The organism is Salinisphaera sp., from assembly GCF_035690525.1.
Classification (GTDB): domain Bacteria; phylum Pseudomonadota; class Gammaproteobacteria; order Nevskiales; family Salinisphaeraceae; genus Salinisphaera.
The window spans coordinates 1-18,456 of sequence record NZ_DASSKM010000105.1 but is presented as its reverse complement, the minus strand read 5'-3'; the positions used below and the strand labels follow the sequence as shown (position 1 = coordinate 18,456).

The 18,456-nt window shown below is 61.9% G+C and carries 14 protein-coding genes; 5 read left to right on the top strand and 9 right to left on the bottom strand.

Annotated features, from left to right (window positions below; all coding sequences use genetic code 11):
- Positions 1-84 precede the first annotated feature (84 nt).
- The 4 genes from VFJ08_RS07550 to VFJ08_RS07535 form a co-directional block, all read right to left on the bottom strand.
- Positions 85-825, bottom strand: coding sequence for a hypothetical protein (locus tag VFJ08_RS07550; protein WP_324996585.1), 741 nt, complete (start codon positions 823-825; stop codon positions 85-87).
- A gap of 13 nt (positions 826-838) precedes the next feature.
- Complete coding sequence (locus tag VFJ08_RS07545; protein ID WP_324996584.1) at positions 839-1,183, bottom strand: hypothetical protein; 345 nt, start codon at positions 1,181-1,183, stop codon at positions 839-841.
- Positions 1,184-1,252: 69 nt separating this feature from the next.
- A complete protein-coding gene (locus VFJ08_RS07540) occupies positions 1,253-5,989 on the bottom strand; it encodes a DUF6765 family protein (protein WP_324996583.1) in 4,737 nt (1,578 codons plus the stop codon).
- Positions 5,990-6,305: 316 nt separating this feature from the next.
- Positions 6,306-6,950, bottom strand: coding sequence for a PEP-CTERM sorting domain-containing protein (locus VFJ08_RS07535; protein ID WP_324996582.1), 645 nt, complete (start codon positions 6,948-6,950; stop codon positions 6,306-6,308).
- Between the two features lie 665 nt (positions 6,951-7,615).
- On the opposite strand from VFJ08_RS07535, the gene VFJ08_RS07530 reads away from it, so the two are divergent.
- Complete coding sequence (locus VFJ08_RS07530; RefSeq protein ID WP_324996581.1) at positions 7,616-8,062, top strand: hypothetical protein; 447 nt, start codon at positions 7,616-7,618, stop codon at positions 8,060-8,062.
- Positions 8,063-8,257: 195 nt separating this feature from the next.
- Here the strand turns inward: VFJ08_RS07530 and VFJ08_RS07525 are convergent, their stop codons facing one another.
- Positions 8,258-9,574 (bottom strand): HD-GYP domain-containing protein, encoded by a 1,317-nt coding sequence (locus VFJ08_RS07525; RefSeq protein WP_324996580.1) that lies wholly within the window; start codon positions 9,572-9,574, stop codon positions 8,258-8,260.
- A gap of 164 nt (positions 9,575-9,738) precedes the next feature.
- Between VFJ08_RS07525 and VFJ08_RS07520 the strand changes: the two genes are divergently transcribed.
- From VFJ08_RS07520 to VFJ08_RS07505, 4 genes are all read left to right on the top strand, one after another.
- Positions 9,739-10,755 (top strand): substrate-binding domain-containing protein, encoded by a 1,017-nt coding sequence (locus tag VFJ08_RS07520; protein WP_324996579.1) that lies wholly within the window; start codon positions 9,739-9,741, stop codon positions 10,753-10,755.
- A gap of 94 nt (positions 10,756-10,849) precedes the next feature.
- Positions 10,850-11,881, top strand: coding sequence for an ABC transporter permease (locus tag VFJ08_RS07515; RefSeq protein ID WP_349256968.1), 1,032 nt, complete (start codon positions 10,850-10,852; stop codon positions 11,879-11,881).
- On the top strand, positions 11,803-12,651 hold the full coding sequence (locus VFJ08_RS07510; protein ID WP_414707044.1) for an ATP-binding cassette domain-containing protein: 849 nt from the start codon (positions 11,803-11,805) through the stop codon (positions 12,649-12,651). Before VFJ08_RS07515 ends, VFJ08_RS07510 begins: the two co-directional genes overlap by 79 nt.
- Positions 12,652-12,753: 102 nt before the next feature.
- Complete coding sequence (locus tag VFJ08_RS07505) at positions 12,754-14,064, top strand: DUF2254 domain-containing protein (protein WP_324996576.1); 1,311 nt, start codon at positions 12,754-12,756, stop codon at positions 14,062-14,064.
- 111 nt (positions 14,065-14,175) lie between these two features.
- Here the strand turns inward: VFJ08_RS07505 and VFJ08_RS07500 are convergent, their stop codons facing one another.
- The 4 genes from VFJ08_RS07500 to VFJ08_RS07485 form a co-directional block, all read right to left on the bottom strand.
- The gene (locus VFJ08_RS07500) at positions 14,176-14,538 is read right to left on the bottom strand and encodes a DUF971 domain-containing protein (protein ID WP_324996575.1); all 363 of its coding nucleotides are present in this window, start codon (positions 14,536-14,538) and stop codon (positions 14,176-14,178) included.
- Between the two features lie 803 nt (positions 14,539-15,341).
- Positions 15,342-16,682: an ATP-dependent protease ATPase subunit HslU gene (gene hslU / locus VFJ08_RS07495; RefSeq protein WP_349256967.1), complete on the bottom strand. Its 1,341-nt coding sequence runs from the start codon at positions 16,680-16,682 to the stop codon at positions 15,342-15,344.
- 58 nt (positions 16,683-16,740) lie between these two features.
- Positions 16,741-17,283 carry an ATP-dependent protease subunit HslV gene (gene hslV / locus VFJ08_RS07490; RefSeq protein ID WP_324996573.1) on the bottom strand — a complete coding sequence of 181 codons (543 nt, stop codon included), beginning with the start codon at positions 17,281-17,283 and terminating at the stop codon, positions 16,741-16,743.
- Between the two features lie 81 nt (positions 17,284-17,364).
- Positions 17,365-18,456 (bottom strand): ABC transporter ATP-binding protein (locus tag VFJ08_RS07485; RefSeq protein WP_324996572.1); only part of this gene is annotated, 1,092 nt, incomplete at its 5' end.

The following is an 18,456-nucleotide window of genomic DNA, read 5'->3' as shown; positions in this document are numbered from 1 at the left end:
GGAACTCTCCCGGCAACTGCCCTGCCCGAACTGCCCGGGAACTGCGGAACCGCCTCGGAATTCGCTTGAAAAGTATGAGTTTCTTTAACGCTTACTTTCAAATACTCTCCAAAATTTTTTTTTGTCTTCTCGCGTCGTTATAGCTTGTTTTGCTGTCAGACGAATATAATGATAAAATTTTTCATACGCTTTTCGAAATTTATTGGTTTCTCCATTGAAACAGTCGTGACCGACAAGATCGTATGATATTTCAGATATATAAAAAAATACTGGACTTGTGCCTTTAGATGCGGCTGTATCGATGTTGCTATAATTTATTTTTCTTAACATAAAATTATTAGATCCTTTTTCTAAAGGAAATTTTTTATATTCGTCTCCATACATGCCCGTACCGTAAAAATATTGATGATAAATATTATAATGCTTGTAGGTTTTTAAGCCGTTGGTGTCTTTGGTCTCGGTGTTCTTATAATTACTTTTGATATTTTTAAAACCTGGCTTGAAAACTGCTACGGAACCAAATTTGTCACTTAAAATCGATCCTCCGAAATCAAACGATTTATTGAAAGAAAAATATCCGTTAGCATTAGTCTGAGTCAGCGCGCCGTCAACATCGACACAGCCACACATGCCCAATTCCCATGAATTACACTTGTAGTAACCGGTACTAGCAAATACGTAGGCTCCTTGAATCGGTTGACCCGTATCGGCGTTGATGACGCGTCCATAGACGCTTTTCCCTGCTGAGGTGCAACCCTGTAGAGTGACTACTGCTAGAATTCCGGCAATTGTCTGCCGCAAAATTTGGTATTTTTGTGTTCCCATGCCCGTCTACGTCTCACTGATTACACACGGACTTGGTTTTATAGCTGCCGCACGGCAAGAGAAGTGCCGGCTTATACTTGCCGCCGTCGTCCGGGTCGTAGTAGTAAAAGCCTTGCTCTTTTAGATCGGCGTCGGTGATGTTGCCGAGATAATTTATGCGGTCTTGGGCGGCTTTTTGCTCATGCGATTTAAAAGTTTCGATACGCTTATTCAATAAGCTTTGAAGCATTTGTGCTTTTTTCTTCGGATCGCTTTCCCGATCCGCATTAAACCGCTGCAACACCCCGATGCTTTGGTTGTGCTCCGGCCCATCGATCGGATGGTCGCCGGTGAACGGCAGGTTGGAGTTATAGCCCACGCGCGCGTAGCCGAGCTGGCCAGGCTCGGCGCCCGATAGGGCGCTCCAGATCGCATCCGTCGTGGCGCGCTAGGTCTGGGCGGTGGTATTCGTATTTTGCTGGATCACGTCGCTAAAGTCGCTGCGTAGCTTGTAGAACACGGCGTGTTCGGCGGCTAGCGTCCGCGCTTCGTTGTTGTTCCATTGACGGAATATGTTCGTAGTCGGCAGTTCGCTACGATGGTTGTAGGTCTTATCGGGATTGTGCCCATCGAGTCCATGCCCGATATAGCCTTCGTCCATTCCGGGGATCTGTTTGCGGCTGTACGGTTTATCGGCGTTGTCGCGATGGGCGAAGCTGTCTTCCAGGGCGTGCAGGTATTCGCCGTAGAGTTGCGCCTTGGCGTGCGGGTTGCGTGGGCCGCAGGCCGGATACAGGGTGAGCGCGGCGCGGCGCAGCCGGGCCAGCTGCGGGCTGGCCGGGAATAGAAAACGATGGCTTTCGTACCACTGCGCCTGTGCGTTGGAATCCAACGCATCATAGTCAAAGTCGGCGTCGATCCAGCCCTTGGATTTGAGCCGCGCGGCCAGTGCGTGCGTACCCAGGTCGCCGCGGTACGGGGCGTCTTCGTCCATCGCAAAATGATACAGTTGCAATGATTGGCCGTTGGGAACGCTACACAGAAAACCGTGGCACGGCTGGGTCTGCGGGTTCTGGTCCACGTATTCGGTGGCGTTGGCGATGATCTGGGCGGTCTCGGCGTCCAGGCCCGCCATACGCGCCAGAAAGTACGTCATATAGTAATGCAGATCGATCCCGTAGAGCCCCAACGGATCGATTTCGTTTAGGGGATTGCTGTGGACATAGGCATAGGCATTGAGCCCGTCGGCGATGCCCAGCGGGTCGGGGGTTTGATAGCGGCCGGTGGCTGGGTCGTAAGTGCGGTAAAGATTATAGTGCGTACCGGTCTCGGCATCGGCGTATTGGCCCGGCAGGCGCAGGTGAAAGATAAAGGCTTGGCCGTCGCCGTCGGGGTCTTCGTTGACTTGGGCTTTGCCGAAAGCGGTATAGCTGGCCCGCCAGACCAGCGTGCCATCGGTTTGGGCCACGGCGATCGGCGCGCCGCGGCGGTTGGTGTGCACGGCGTACAGCGTGCCGTGGTCGATCACCGCGATCGGCCGGTGGCCTTGATAGACATAGGCGCGGGTGATCGGGCCGTTGGCGCCCTTACCCCGGCCGACCAGCTGGGCGCCGGCGTAGACAAAGCGCGTGGCGTGGGCTTGGCCGTTTCGATACACGGTCTTTTCGATTCGCCGGCCGTGATTATCATAGGTGTAGGCGGCCAGCTTGTGCTGGTGCTTATACACCGTCGCCAGCCGGCCGGCGGCGTTGTAGTGGAAGGTCATGTCGCCGCGGGTCAGCGGCCGGCCGGTGGCGTCATAGGTGGTCTGGATGGCATGGCCGTCGCTACGGGTAGTCTGGAGCCGGTTGCTGGTCTTGGCGATAGCGTAGCGCGTGGTCTGCCCGTTGCGGGTGGTTTGGATACGGTTGCCGGTGGCGTCGTAGGCCCAGGTGGTGGCGCCATTCGGCCCGGCCGCGCGGGTCAGCCGGCCGAGCGGGTCGTAGTCATACGTGGTGGTCGCACCGTTGACGGTTTGGGCGCGCAGCCGGTCGAGGGCGTCGTAGCGATAGCGCCGGGGGCCGAGATCCGGCGTGGTTTGGCCGGTCAGCCGCCCGGCGGCGTCCAAGGTCTGCTCGGTGGTGCGCCCGTCGGCGCCGGTGCGGGCCGCGAGCGCGCCGTTGGGATTATAGTGCAGTTGGAGCACGGCCGTATCGAACAGCCAGTGGTCGCGGGTGATGGCGGTGAGTCGCCCCTGATCGTCGTAGGCATAGTTGAGCGTTGTGCCGTCGGGCAAGGTGGCTTGTGTCGTCCGGCCGGCGGCATCGGTCGTGCGCTGGATGGCCGGTGACGCATGGCTCGGCTTGGCCGGGTCGTCGGCCACGGCGTGGATTGGATCGGCATCGAGCTTGGCGGCGAGATCGGCGCGCACGGCCAGCCGCCCGGCTTCGTCCAGCGCGGCGATGCGCCGGCCTTGCGCGTCATAGCGATAGACCACCACCCCGCCGTCGGGGGTGGCGCGATACAGGGCCTCGCCGAAGTCGTTGTAGCGGGTGGTGGCGGTGTGGCCGCGGGCATCGGTGATGCCGATCAGGTGGCCGCGGGCGTCATAGCGATAGCGCGTGGTCGCCGCCGCGCCGGTGCCGGCCGCGCGGGTGCGCTGTTGAATACGGCCGAAGGCGCCGTAGGCATCGGTGGTGGTCACGCCGGCGGCGTTGGTCCGGGCGGCCAGCCGGCCGTGGGCGTCGTAGGCGACGTGTTGGATCGGGGCGTCGCCGCGCCGGATCGCGATCAGCCGGCCTTGGGCGTCGTAGCGCCGATGGGTGGTGATCGTCCGGCCGGCGGCGTCGGTGTGTTGTTGGCCCACGCGCCGGCCGGCGGCGTTGTAGTGAAACCGGGTCGTGGCGCCGTCGGGGCCGGTCAGGCGCGTGAGCCGTCCGGCGGCGTCGTAGGCCGCGCGCGCCGTCCCCTGGGGGCCGGTAACGGCGGTGAGATGCCCGGCGGCGTCGTAGGCCAGGGTCACCGTCAGCGGGGTATCGGACTCGGCATGGCGGACCAGCCGGGTCAGGCGCCCGGCGGCGTCGTAGGTCAGGCGGGTGACGGCGCCGTCGGCCGCGATCCGCTGGGTGATGCGGCCGTCGGCGTCGCGGGTGATGCCCGGGCCGTCGGCCAGCTGGTAGGCGGTGGGCGGATCGTAGGGTGCCAGGCCCGCGGGGTTGGCCGCGGTTGGTTGTGCCGGCTCGGGGCGCCGGTCCAGCAGTGTCCGCCGAATGCCGCGCCAGCCGCCGTCGCCGTTCGGGGTCCAGCCGGTTTCGGCCAAGCCGACGAGGCGATGCCGGTCGTCGTAGGCTAAAAACCAGGCGTGTTGTCTGTCCGGGGCGACCGACGGCGTGATGATCGCCGCCGGGTGGCGGGAATCGTCGGCGTAGAGATACTGCGCGATGAGTCGCTCGGCGCCGCCCGGCGCGGTTTGCCGGATAGCGATCGTGCGCCCCTTGTTGTCGTAGGCGGTGTGGGTGGTGAGCCCGGCGGCGTCGGTTTGCGCGGTCAGCTGTAGCGCCTCGTTGTAGCGATAACGCGCATCCGCGCCGCCACAGGCCGCACACCCCGGCCCGTCGATCGCGGTGACGATCGGCACGCCGTGGCGGGTGGCGGTGTGGTAGATGCTGATGCCCTGGCCGGCTCGGTCGACCACGGTCCGGTGGGGCTTGAACGCGAGCGTGGTTTGGTCGGCGCCGTTCGCGTGCATGGACAGCACGGCCCGGTCGTGGCGGTCGTACGCCCAGGTGGCGATACGGGTGAGATCGGTGGGCTGGGGCGGCGCGACGGCGGTATCGGGCGTAGCGCCGGCCGCGCCGGTCGCGCCGGGCCGATACGCGGCGGTGTGGGCGTGGGCGGCATCGCCGATGTCATCAGCGGCGACGGTGTACGGTTCCAGGCCGTAGGGGTTATCGGGCGGCTCGGGCGGCGCGAGCGGCTGGGGTCGATACCCCACCGGCATCCGCCCGCGGCTGAGGCCGGTGAGGTTATGCGCATCAAACGGATCACCGTAGTGATAACGCCGGACGCGGCCCTCGGGGCCGATGACCTGGGCGAGGTTGCCGCGATCGTCGTAGCGGTACGCGGTGATCGCGCCGGCCGGGTCGGCCAGGCGCGCCAGGCGGCCGTCGGCGTTGTAGGTGAAGGTCAGCGTGCGGCCCTGGGCGTCGGTGACTTGGGTGAGCCGGCCGGCGGCATCGTGGGACAGGCGCGTGATCGCGCCGTCCGGGTGGCGGATGGCGGACAGCACGCCGGTCCGGTCGATCAACAGATCGGTGCCGTCGCGCCAGCGCCAGCGGGTGTGCTGATCACTCACCCACAGCGTGCCGTCGCCGTATTGGGCGGCGGTATACACGTCGGTGGCGGTTCGCTCGTTATGATGATCGAAATGAAAATCGATACGCCGGCCGTCGGCCTGCCAGAGCGCGATGCCGTGGGCGGTGTGGACAAGGTTCAGGCTGTAGTTGCTGCGCCAGTTATGCCCGAGTGCGCCGGTGTAGGCGGTGCGGCTGTTGTAGTAGCGCACGAACGCCAGGCCGTGCGCGCCGGGTAGGCCCGCGAGATCGATTTGGCGCTCGAACTTGTTGCCGGTGATGACGTTGATGGGGTTGCCGACGTGGGTGGCGGCGATATGCGTGGGTTGCGCCGCGCCGGGGATCGGGGTCGCGCCCGGGGTCGCGCACACCGCCGGGCCGCCGTTGCCGGGGCCGCCGTTGGGCGGCGTGCGGTCGGGCGGCGGCGGCGCGTCGTCGGTTAGGCCGCTGGACAGATCGCCGAAGGAATCGCCGGGCGGGGCGTCGATCGGTTCGCCGACCGGGGCGTCGCCGCCCGCGCTCTCGCCGGCGTCCGCGCCCGGGTCGTCATAGCCCAGCGGGAGATCGTCGCCCGCATCGGGCCCGCCGCCGGCCCCGCCCACCGGGCGGCCCGGCAATTGGCTCAACCCGCCCGGCCCGCGCGGCAGCGACGGCATGCTGGCCCAATATAAGTAGGCGGCGTGTTGGCGCTGAATGGCGAAAATCACGCGTTGCACCACATTAAGCGTGGTGCCGTGAAACGGAAACGGCGCCAGCAGTAGCACCAGCAATACGCCGGTGCCGAGGAGGTATTCGACCGCACCGATACCGGCTTGGCGGCGCGGGGATGGGTGCGGCCGGGGGCGACGGATCATAGCCAGCGGCTACGCTCGAACGCTGGCAAGGGGTGGGGTTCGGTTGGCTCCGCCGTCGCCCGGCCGGCGATCTTTTGAAATAGCGCTCCCGAACGACATGGCTTCCCCCCAACAAGAGCCACCACGCGCGCATTGCGCGGCGTGGCGTTTTTTATCGATTGCGGTTTTATAGCAGGTCGTGGGAAAATTTGAAAATCCCTGGCAATGCAAACGCGGCGCTCTGCGACGACGCCGCCGCCCCGTCGGCGAGCCGCAAAAAAATCGGCCGGCGCCCCAAGTCCGGGGGCCGGCCGATTGGCGGCTCGCGCGGGCCCGTTTACAACGGCATCGACCGTCGACGGTAGGTAGCGAAGCCGATCGCGGCCAGCGCCAGACCGAACAGCCCGAGGGCGCCCGGCTCCGGCACATCGGCGGCGCTCGCATCGGAAACCAGCGTCAAGGTGGCATTTACTGTCGCCCCGCTACCGCGGCCCTCGTCAAGGCCGAAGTAGCCCTTGTTGAAATTCTCATCCGAGAGGCTGACACGAAGCAGACCGTCGCTGTTTGGGCCGAAACCAAAGCTCAGAGGCCCATCCCAGCTAACCCGGCCTTCCTGCGCAAGGTCGAGAAACCCAGTGAAATTACCGTAGGTCTGACCGTTGATACTGCCCTGGCCCACATCCGGCGCAAGGAAGCCAAATGCAACGCTGATCGGCAAACGATCGCAATCGTCGCCACACGAAAAGAACCCGGTATCGAGGCTATTTTCATTTGTCCAGATATCGAACAAACCGAACGTCACCGACTCGCCAACGGCCAGGTCGTAGCTGAAAGGGTTGGCCGAATGATCCTGGGTCTGGATCACCAGGCCGGGATCGGAAGAATTCGCATCGACCGAATAAGTCGATTCGATCACCGTCGCATTGGCGCTGACCGACGCGAGAGCCAACAGCGCCAGAGCGCCCAATTTCAATCCATTCATCATTCATTCCCCTCGGTTTAGGCGGCGCACCAGCACACGTAAAGACCGCGCCGTGGAGCCACTAAAGCAAGCGGCGTGCCAACTTGGCTTCATTGATGTCGGTAGCGGCGCAACAACATACGAGCCAAAGCGGCTTTCGTCTGATTCCTCATAAAACTCATGATCTTATTAAGATGCGGCACATCGGCCCGGGTAGGATGTTTTAATTATTTATTAGCGTACAATAATTTAATAAAAACGAGGCCGGCGCCCTTTGTAAAATTATCTGACACGAGCGGATCGGGCCGCGGACAAGGCACGGTCGTATTTCTCATGTGTTCGATCCGCCCCCGGGCCAGAAATTACGCCAGAAATAACGCGCTAACCCCATGAACCGGGAACGAAACAGAAGCGCCGTGAGGCCGCATGCCCGACCGATCGACGGACCGCCGGGCGACGGCGGGCAGCGCGGCACGCATGTCAGCCGGACCGACGCCGCGGCTCGCGAGGCCCGCTCCGTCAACAAAACGGCCGGGTGGCGCCCTACATCGTAATGAGCCGCTTCCCCCCGAATCTCGATTCAGGATCGTCGTTGGCCTGTTCGCCGGCTGGAAATTCGTAGCGAATGCACATAGCGTGCATCGCAGATCCCATTATCGTACTACCGCCGAACCGCGACAGCCCTTATGAGCGAAGACAATCTCATCGAAGCCAGCCCCTGCAAACTGCGCAACGGCAACTGGGGCTGCAAGACCCAAGAACCCGTCGACGTCGGCGATACCGTGCGCATCGTCACGCGCGCCAATAAACAATGGCGGGCCGAAATCACGCAAATCGTGTGGACCGACGACCAACTCTGTATCTGCGAAACCGCCAGCGAAAACAGCAAGGCGCCGAGCGCATCGCAAGCCGAGTCCGGAAAACGCGCCGGCGCCGGGAGACCCGGCACCCCAAGCCCCCAACCGTTGGCAACCGCCGCTCAAAGCACCCCGGACGCGCCGCCGCCGCGCGCGGACGAATCCCCTACCGACGAACTCGACGCCATGGCCGACCGCGCCGCCGAACGGGACGACGACTTCGACGACCTGATGAGTACAATACAGGAACTCGAGCGGGATCGGAGCCGTGATTAACTGGCACCAGAAGGTATACTTATTATACCAACCTGTAAAACAAGGTTACAAAAGGAAGACTAAAGACAGTCCGTAAATGAACGCAAAAAGCGCAAATGAAAACTAATTTTCTTTATTTTACGCGCCTTTGGCGTTTATTTGCGGACTTGCTCTTTTTCTTAATCGGCTATCGTTACATCATTATAACGGCTGGTATTACTGAAGATTGCAAGCATAGTCGTTGACATCGATGCCGTAGGCGCCACTGGCCAGAACGCGTGTGATTTGGAAACGCTCATAGCGGCCCAAATCCCGCAGCCGCTGCGGATAATAAAGGTGTTTGTTGTGGTCCAGCATGATAAGAACTACCGGCTGGTCAAGATCCGTCTCGCTGTCGTGCTCGGTGCGCGGCACGATTAAGCCTACCTCTCCGCTATTGAGCTCGACCAGCGTGCCGACCGGGTAATCGCCGAGGAACGCGTTGAATTTTTCGAGCAGCGTCTGGTTGATCATGTCCGTATCGCCGCGCATGATCTTGATCACATCGGCCGGCGTTCGTCCACGGTGGTACACGCGATCGCTGGTCATGGCATCGTAGACGTCGCAGATCGCCAGCAGTTGGCTGAAATAAGAGATCTCATGTCCGCTGATACCGCGAGGATAGCCTGAGCCGTCCAGTCGCTCGTGATGGTTCAGAACCACGTCCAGGCTATCCGGGCTGATGCCGTCGATCTCGCTCAGGATATCGACACCGTGTTGCGGATGCTTACGGATCTCGGCCATTTCCTCTTCGGTCAGTCGTCCCGGTTTGTTCAATACCGCTAATGGCACGCGGATCTTGCCGACGTCGTGAAACAGCGCGCCCAGCCCGAGCGTGTCCAATTGCGTGTCGTCCATACCGAGATAGGCCGCGAACGCTACGGCGAGCATGCATACATGCACACTGTGCTGGGCGGTGTAATCGTCGCGGTGCTTTAGCGTGGAGAACCACATCAAAGCTTCGCTGTTGCGCGCCACACTGTCGCCGATGCGTGTGACCATCTCCTGCGCCGTATCGACATCGAGGCGGCGGCCGGCGCGGATATCGTCATGAATGGCGCCGACCAGGTTCCGCATGTCCGAGCGGATATGACGGGCATGCTCGATCTCTTCGAAGAACTCTAGTGGCGCGCGATCGTGTAGGGCGGGCCGGTCGATGTCCTGTTTTTTAGCGCCGGCGGCGGCGGCGGCTGAATCGCTTAACGGCGGAGCCAAGTCGGTAACGTAGACGTGCTTGGCTTGTCGCGCCAGCATGTCGATATCGGACTGGTCGGCGACGACCATGCCTTGATAAGGGAGATCCGTCTCCAACCACGGACGATCGAGCTCCTCGACATACATGCCGATGCACAATTCGTCGATGGCAAGTTTTTTTACCGGCATGTCGGCTTTAAAGCATCCCGCGTCAGCTAAAGCATCGGCTCTGCAAGCAAAAACTTTAACGGGCGCCGTCCGCGATAAGCAATGGCATCGTGGATTGCCGCGCGTTATCACGATGCCGCCATCTTACCGTCGAGCTTCGGATTCTCATGCCGAACCGCCACGGGCAAAAGGTAAACCAGTTATACCACCTTTGTGGCATTACGCATGCCATACGCTCCATATACGATCGAATCACATACTGAAAAAAATCCGGCGAACGCCGATAGGAGCATGGCATGAAGCGGAGCATTGGGCTGGCTGTTGCACTGTTGGTTGCCGCAGTGGTTTTTTCGGGGCTGGCATCAGCAGCCGACAAGCCGCTGGTGGGCCTTATCACGAAAACCAACACGAACCCGTATTTCGTGACCATGAAAAAAGGCGCCCAGAAAGAGGCCAAGAAGCTGGGCATCAACCTTCGCACCTACGCGGGTCGGTACGACGGCGACAATCAGTCGCAGGTCAGGGCCATCGAGAACCTCATCTCGGCCGGAGCCGACGGGATTCTGATTACACCGAACGATCCCGAGGCCATCGTGCCGACCATCCGCAAGGCACGCGACGCCGGCATCTTCGTGATCGCGCTCGATACCCGGCTCAACCCCGCGGACGCCGCCGACGCGACGTTCGCCACCAACAACTTTAAAGCCGGTGTGAAGATCGGCAAATGGGCGCGCGCCATGCTCGGCGACAAGGCCAAGGATGCGCATATCGCGATGCTGGACCTGCACAAGAATCAGCCGACGGTCGGCGTCCAACGCGATCAAGGTTTTCTAAAAGGTTTCGGAATCGAGATCAACGATCCCAACTTCATCGGCGACGAAAACGATGACCGCATCGTCGGCCACGACGTCACCGCGGGCAATCCACAGGGCGGCCGGCGCGCGGCGGAAAATCTGCTGCAGCGCAACCACAACACCAACGTGATGTACAGCATCAACGAACCGGCGGCCGCCGGCGCTTATCAGGCCCTTAAGTCATTCGGATTAACCGACCAAGTACTGCTCGTTGCGATCGACGGCTCCTGCGCCGGCGTGCGCAACGTCAAAGCCGGCAGGCTCGACGCGACGTCCATGCAGTTCCCGCTACGCATGGCCAAGAAGGGCATGAAAGCAATGGCCGAATACATCAAGACGGGTGAAAAACCCGTCTCGGGATTCGTGAACACCGGCACTAAGCTGGTCACGAAAACACCGGTCGAGACTGTCGACTCGATCTCGCCGGAAAAGGGCCTGAAGCTTTGCTGGGGGCAATAGACATATAACCCGTTGAGTTTTAGAAGCGCGCCGGCGTCGGCGCGTTATCGTAAACAGGATTGGGTGGTACACAATGAGCAAGGTAGCGTCCGATATGCCGCCCGAAGAAGACGTGGTTGCGTTTTCGGACTCGAGCGACCATTCGCTAAGACAGCGTACCCAGCAGTTTTTCCATAATTATTCGGTGGCCGTGCCGGCCATTGTCTTGGCCGGCGCCATCATTTGTTTTGCCCTGATCGTCGGCGGGCGTTTCTTCGACCCGTTCAATTTATCGCTGATCATTCAGCAGGTCAGCATTATCGGAACGCTCGCGCTCGGCCAGACCCTGATCATCCTCACGATGGGGATCGATTTGTCGGTCGGCGCCATCATGATCCTGTCCTCGGTGTTCATGGGGCGGATGGCGGTGGATTATGGCTTGCCCCCGGTAATCGCGCTGCTGATCGGGCTCGCCGTCGGCGCGGGTTGCGGCGCTGTCAACGGAACGCTCGTCACGCGCTTCCGGTTGCCCCCCTTCATCGCTACGCTCGGCGCCTGGAACGTCTTTGCCGCGCTGACACTATGGTTTTCCGGGGCGCAAACGATCCAGGCACAGGCGTTATCGAGCGCGGGGGCGCTCCTGCTATGGACCGGCAACACCGTCGGCGTGTTCGGAGCGCGATTCAGTTACGGCTCGCTCATGATGCTCGCGCTCGTGGTCTTGCTGTGGTACGTCCTGCGCTGGACGGCCTGGGGGCGCCACGTCTATGCCACCGGGGATGATCGCCAGGCCGCCGATCTCGCCGGCATCCGCACCGGCCGCGTGCTGCTGTCGGTCTATATCGTCGCCGGCCTGATCTGCGCGATCACGGCTTGGATATTGATTGGCCGGATTGGCTCGGTCAGCCCACAGGCCGGCTTCATGGCCAATCTGAACAGTATCACCGCCGTGGTCATTGGCGGCACCAGTCTGTTTGGCGGCCGCGGCTCGATCTACGGCACGCTCATGGGCGCGGTGATTGTCGGCGTGTTCCGCAACGGGCTCTCTCTGGCGGGCGTGGAAGTGCTATGGCAGCAGTTCGCCGTGGGCCTGCTCGTGATCGTCGCGGTGGCGATCGATCAGTGGATCCGAAAGGTCTCGGTATAATGGCGGAATCACAGCAGCCGGTACTCGAAGGTAAGGGGCTGAGCAAGCACTACGGCCATGTCGTGGCGCTCGATCATTCCGATTTCGATCTCTACCCGGGCGAAGTGCTCGCGGTCATCGGGGATAACGGCGCCGGTAAATCGACGCTTATTAAAATTCTTTCCGGTGCGCTGGTGCCGGACGGCGGCACGATTTGGCTGAATGGCGAAGAAGTACATTTCACCACGCCAATGGAAGCGCGCAAGCGCGGCATCGAAACGGTGTATCAGGATCTTGCCGTGTCACCGGCGCTGGATATCGCCGAGAACATGTTTCTCGGCCGCGAGCGGCGCGCGCCCGGTTTTCTTGGTAAATGGTTTCGCAAGCTCGACCGGGCCGGCATGCGCCGCGAGGCGCGGGAGCATCTGTCCAATCTCGGCCTATTGACCATCCAGAATATCGGTCAGAGCGTGGAGTCGCTATCCGGCGGCCAACGCCAGGGTGTGGCCGTCGCACGGGCCGCGGCGTTTGGCAGCAAAGTGATGATTCTGGATGAACCGACCGCGGCGCTGGGCGTCAAGGAATCGCAACGCGTACTGGATTTGATCCGCAAATTGAGCGCCGACGGCATGCCCATCGTGCTCATCAGCCACAACATGCCGCACGTCTTCGAAGTCGCACACCGTATTCACGTCCACCGACTCGGCAAACGTATCGCGATTATGCGGCCGGACCAGAACACGATGTCCGATGCCGTTGCCGTCATGACGGGCGCCCGTCAAATAAACTAAACGCGTCCTAAGCCGCAATCCGCGGGCCTGTGCACCCGGCTCTAGGTGTCCAGTCCTGTAGAGTGCGCCTAAGCGGCGCATTCTCAGCGATTTAGCGGGCATATGGCCAAGCTCATCAAGCTATGGAACGACCTTCGCAGCAGCTTTTGGTTCCTGCCCACGATTATGTCGATCGGCGCGGCGCTGCTGTCGCTGGGGCTCACGCGCGCCGATATCGCGCTGGGCGCCGGCTGGATGCACGATTTGCCCTGGATATTCAAAATCCAGGCGAGCGGCGCGCGCGGCCTGCTGTCTGCGGTCGCCGGTTCGATGATCGGCGTCGCCGGCGTGACCTTTTCGATCACGATCGCAGCCCTGGCCTACACCACCTCGACGCTCGGCCCGCGGCTGTTGACCAATTTCATGGACGACCCCGGCAACCAGTTCACGCTGGGCACGTTCCTGTCGACCTTCGTCTATTGCCTGCTGCTGCTGCGGACCATCCAGTCCGGCGACGAACCGGGGGGCGTGTTCATCCCCTACCTGGCGCTGTCCTTCGCGATGGTCATGGCGTTCGCCAGCATCGCGGTCCTGATCTATTTCATCCACCACATCACTGTCTCGCTGCACGTCTCGCACGTGGTAGCCGATGTCGCCCGAGACTTGGACGCCGCGCTGGAAAAAGACCAGCAATACTCGCGCATCGCCAGCGATCAGCCGCTCGCTTATTTACCCGCGGATTTCACCGAGACCGCGGTCGCTGTCCGCGCTAAGCGCGACGGCTATATCCAAAATCTGGGTTACGGAGGGCTCGTGCGACAGGCCGTCGACCACGATCTGGTGCTGCGCCTCGAACTCGGCCCGGGTGATTTCGTCGGCGAAGGCCAAACACTGCTGTGGGCCTGGCCGCCGGCGCGTCTGGATGATGGCGTCATCGGCGGTCTGCACGACGCCTACGCGCTGGGTCCGCAACGCACGAAATCCCAGGATATCCGTTTTCTGGTCAACGAGCTGGTGGAAATCGCCGCGCGCGCGTTATCGCCGGCCATGAACGACCCCTACACCGCCATGGGCTGTCTGGACTGGCTGTGCGCGGCGCTCAACCGGCTGGCCCGAAGCGATATCGTGAGCATGCACCATTTCGACAGTGACGGCGTATTGCGCCTTTGGGCATCCGCGTTCAATTTCGAAAGTTTGGCACTGGCGATATTCGACCAGCTCCGCCCTTATTTCGCAGCCGACCGCAACGCCGCCGAACACATGCTCGACTGCATCGGCCAAGTCGGCGAATTCGCGCGCCGGGCCGATCAGCGCCGGCTCATGCGCGATTTCGCCGACGCCCTGTCTGAAGCCGCCGTGGCGGCCATGCCTAGCGGCCGGGACCGCCGCGCCATCGAATACGCCCACCGCCGCGCGCAGCATCTGCTGGGTTAAGTGTCCTAATAGCGCGTCAAAAACAACTATAGCCGCTGGATTGTTTTGCAAAAGCTGGCGCATAAAGCGGCGGTATAGGACCACGCCAACCGGAAGAGCGGCGCCTCGGCCTCAGTGCCAGAGCTTGTCGCGACTCGCGCCCGCTTGTTCAAGCCGCTTGAGGTAATCGGCCCAGTTGGCCTCGTAGTTCTCGCCCAGCTCGCGCAGCGTCTGCCACGAGAAGATACCGGTATTATGGCCGTCGTCGAAATGAAGCTGAACGGCGTAATTGCCGACCGGCTCGATCCGTTCGACGCCGACGTCCTTCTTGCCGCTGACGAGCTGCATGGGGCCGCCGTGGCCGCGAACTTCGGCCGAGGGCGAATAGACGCGCAGATATTCCAGCGGCAGATTGTAGGTCACGCCGTTTTCGAAGAGGACTTCGAGCACCTTGGATTTCTGGTGGAGCGTAATGTCGGTCGGCGCGTCGGCCATAGCGAATAATCCGTTCAGTCGTTGGGCTCAATGATCCGCGCCTGGGCGTGTTAAAATCAACCACATCGAAACGTTCGCAACGGCTCGCGGCAAACAGATGGCTTCGCTGCCGGCACACAGCGATAGCGATGTGTACCGGCACCGGATGGAGGCCGAGCAACGCTCACGAGGCGAACGCTATTTGGTGTTTCGCACTGATGTGCAAGTCACTTTCGTTTGCTTGTCCAAACGAAAGTAACCAAAGAAAATGACACCCTGCCTTGCGTCGATGCTTCGCATCGATACCCTGCGCGGCTCCGGCCAAAAGAGGGACAGCCGCGAAACTCGCGCCGCTACGCGGCACTCAGACACACGGCTGTCTTTTCCTCTTTCGGCCTCCGCTGCTCGGCGCTGCGCCCAAGGGGACCAATACAGACATCGGCCCGGCAGATCGTGCCTGTATTCAGCCCCGTTACGCGGCGACGGAGACGCGCAGTGGCGGCGGGTGTCCGGCGCACTGCGCCGGTGCGGCCAGCTGTTCGAGGGCCGCCAAAGCGGCCCGAGCCTAAAATTATTTTGGCGCCGCATCCCGTCGCCGCGAGCATCGCAGTACACCGGCGTAGCCGGCGCCGTGTCGGGTGCCTTTCTGTTGGTTACTTATCTTGGGCAAGCAAGATAAGTGACTCGCGCATCAGCGCGAAACCTTAGCCAGCTATGCCGACAATGCATCGGCCAAGCACCCACGAAAATCAACAAAAAAGCCGGAGCAGGCGCCCTGCTCCGGCTGGTTCGAGCAATTAAAAGCTCGACCGCCGACCTGTCGACTACAGAATATAGCGCGACAGGTCTTCGTCTGCAGCCAAGTCCTTGAGCTTGCCGTCGACGTAGGCCGCATCGACGGTGAGCGTCTCGCCGGCCTTGTCGGGGGCCGCGAAAGAGATTTCCTCCATCAGCCGCTCCATGATGGTATGCAGACGCCGGGCGCCGATGTTCTCGGTGCCTTCGTTGACGTTGAACGCCATCTCGGCGATCCGGTGCACGCCGTCGTCGGTGAAGGCGATGGTCACGCCTTCGACATTCATCAGCTCGACGTACTGCTCGGTCAGCGAACAGTGCGGCTCGGTGAGGATCCGCACGAAGTCCTCGGCCTTGAGCGCATCGAGTTCGACGCGGATCGGAAGTCTGCCCTGCAGCTCGGGAATCAGGTCCGACGGCTTGGCCACGTGAAAAGCCCCGGACGCGATGAACAGGATATGATCGGTGCGGACCATGCCGTACTTGGTCGAGATGGTGGAGCCTTCGACCAGGGGCAGCAGATCCCGCTGCACGCCTTCACGCGAGACATCCCCGCCCGAGCCGCCGCCGCCGGCGTCCGAACGTTTGCAGACCTTGTCGATCTCGTCGAGGAAGACGATGCCGCCGTTCTCGACCTCGTGGATCGCCTGGGTCTTGATCTGTTCCTCGTCGACCAGCTTGGCGGCTTCCTCGTCGACCAGTTGGCGATACGCGTCCTTGATTCGGATCTTGGTGCGCTTGGTCTGGTTCTGTCCGCCCATGTTCTGGAACATGGACTGCAGCTGGCTGGTCATTTCCTCCATGCCCGGCGGCGCCATGATCTCGACGCTGCCCTGGTGCTGGCGCAGCTCCAGCTCGACTTCCTTGTCGTCGATCTTGCCCTCGCGCAGGCGCTTGCGGAACACCTCGCGGGTAGCCGTGGATTCGGTGGCCCGGGAGGCGTCGTCCCAGTCGTTGTGCTTGGGCTTGGGCAGCAGCGCGTCGAGAATACGTTCCTCGGCGGCCAGTTCGGCGTCGGTCCGGACGCGCTTTTTGGCGGCCTCGCGCGTCATCTTCATGCCGACTTCGACCAGATCCTTGATGATCGAGTCGACTTCCTTGCCGACGTAGCCCACTTCGGTGAACTTGGTGGCCTCGACCTTGGTGAACGGCGCGTTGGCGAGCTTCGCCAGACGGCGCGCGATCTCGGTTTTGCCGACGCCGGTCGGGCCGATCATGAGGATATTCTTCGGCGTGATCTCGCCGCGGATGGCCTCGTCGAGTTGCATACGCCGCCAGCGGTTGCGCAGGGCGATCGCCACGCTGCGCTTGGCATCGGTCTGGCCGATGATATGGCGATCGAGCTCGGCGACGATCTCGCGCGGCGTCATCTGCGCGCGGGGCAAAACGCGCTGCGAGTTTCCGGCTTCGACGGCTTCGGGTGCGGTATCACTCATAGTCGAGCACCTCGACGGTGATGTGGTGGTTGGTATAGATGCAAGTGTCGGCGGCGATGTGCATCGCCTTCTCGGCGATCTCGGACGCGGGCATGTCGGTATTTTCGATCAAGGCGCGGGCCGCGGCCTGGGCATAGGACCCGCCCGAACCGATCGCCATGCAGCCGAACTCCGGTTCCATGACATCGCCGTTGCCGGAGAGCATCAACGTGGCCGTCTTGTCGGCCACCAGCAGCAGCGCTTCCAGCCGGCGCAGGGCACGGTCGGTACGCCAGTCCTTGGCCATGTCGACGGCGGATTTCACGAGCTGACCGTTGTGCTGGGACAACTTGCCCTCGAAGCGCTCGAACAGGGTGAAGGCGTCGGCCGTACCGCCGGCGAAGCCCGCCAGGACCTGGTCGTCGTAAAGGCGGCGCACTTTGCGGGCGTTGCCCTTGAACATGGTATCGCCCATCGAGACTTGCCCGTCCCCGGCGATGGCCACCTGGTCGTCGCGGCGCACGGAAAGAATTGTTGTGCCGTCGAATTGTTTCACCGGGTCTACCCCGCGTTGTGTCACGTGAACACGGTTGTGGGGCCGCGCCTTGCCCGATTCAAGCGCGGATTCGGCGACGTTTCAGGCCGCGCGGTCGTGCTGGCTGTTGTCGATACCGATCAACGCGGCCTCGGATTCCGGGTCGAACAGATACAGCTTGTCGGGCATGCAGGTCAGCGTGACCTCGTCGCCCATCGCCACCTGTTGATGCGGCTCGATTTGGGCGGTCAGCGTGCTCTGGCCGACCTTGACCTGGATCATGGTCAGCGAGCCCAGCGGCTCGACGACTTCGACCGCGCCGGTGAGTTGGCACGATGAGTTTTCGCCGCTCGCCAGGTGCAGGTGTTCCGGACGGATGCCGACGCTGATGCGGGGCCGGTCGCCGGCGGCGTTGCTGCGGGCGGCGTCGAGCGTGAGCGCGAAGCCGGCGCCGCTGGCTTGGCCGTTGTCGAGTGCGGCGTCGAGGAAGTTCATCGCCGGGGTGCCGATGAAGCCGGCCACGAAGCCGTTGGCCGGGTGTTGGTAGAGGTTGTTGGGGCTGTCGAGTTGTTGGACGATGCCGTCTTTCATGACCGCGATCCGTTGGCCCATGGTCATGGCTTCGGTTTGGTCGTGGGTGACGTAGAAGGTGGTGACGCCGAGTTTGCGGTGCAGTTTGACGATTTCGGCGCGCATGTCGACCCGCAGTTTGGCGTCGAGGTTGGATAGCGGTTCGTCCATGAGGAAGACTTGCGGCTGGCGCACGATGGCCCGGCCGAGGGCGACGCGCTGGCGCTGGCCGCCGGACAGGGCCCGGGGTTTGCGGTCGAGCAGGGGTTCGATGCCGAGTACGGCGGCGGCTTCTTCGACGCGCTTTTTGATGTCGGCTTTGGCGTATTTCTTGAGTTTGAGGGAGAACGCCATGTTGTCGCGCACGCTCATGTGCGGGTAGAGGGCGTAGCTCTGGAAGACCATGGCGATGTCGCGATCCTTGGGCGCGACGCCGGCCACGTCGCGGTCGCCGATCTTGATCGCGCCTTCGGTGTGTTCTTCCAGGCCGGCGATCATGCGCATGGTGGTGGTCTTGCCGCAGCCCGACGGGCCGACCAGGACCACGAATTCGCCGTCTTCGGTGATCAGGTTGAAGTTTTGGACCGCGAGTTCTTCGGCGCCCGGATAGCGCTTGCCGACTTG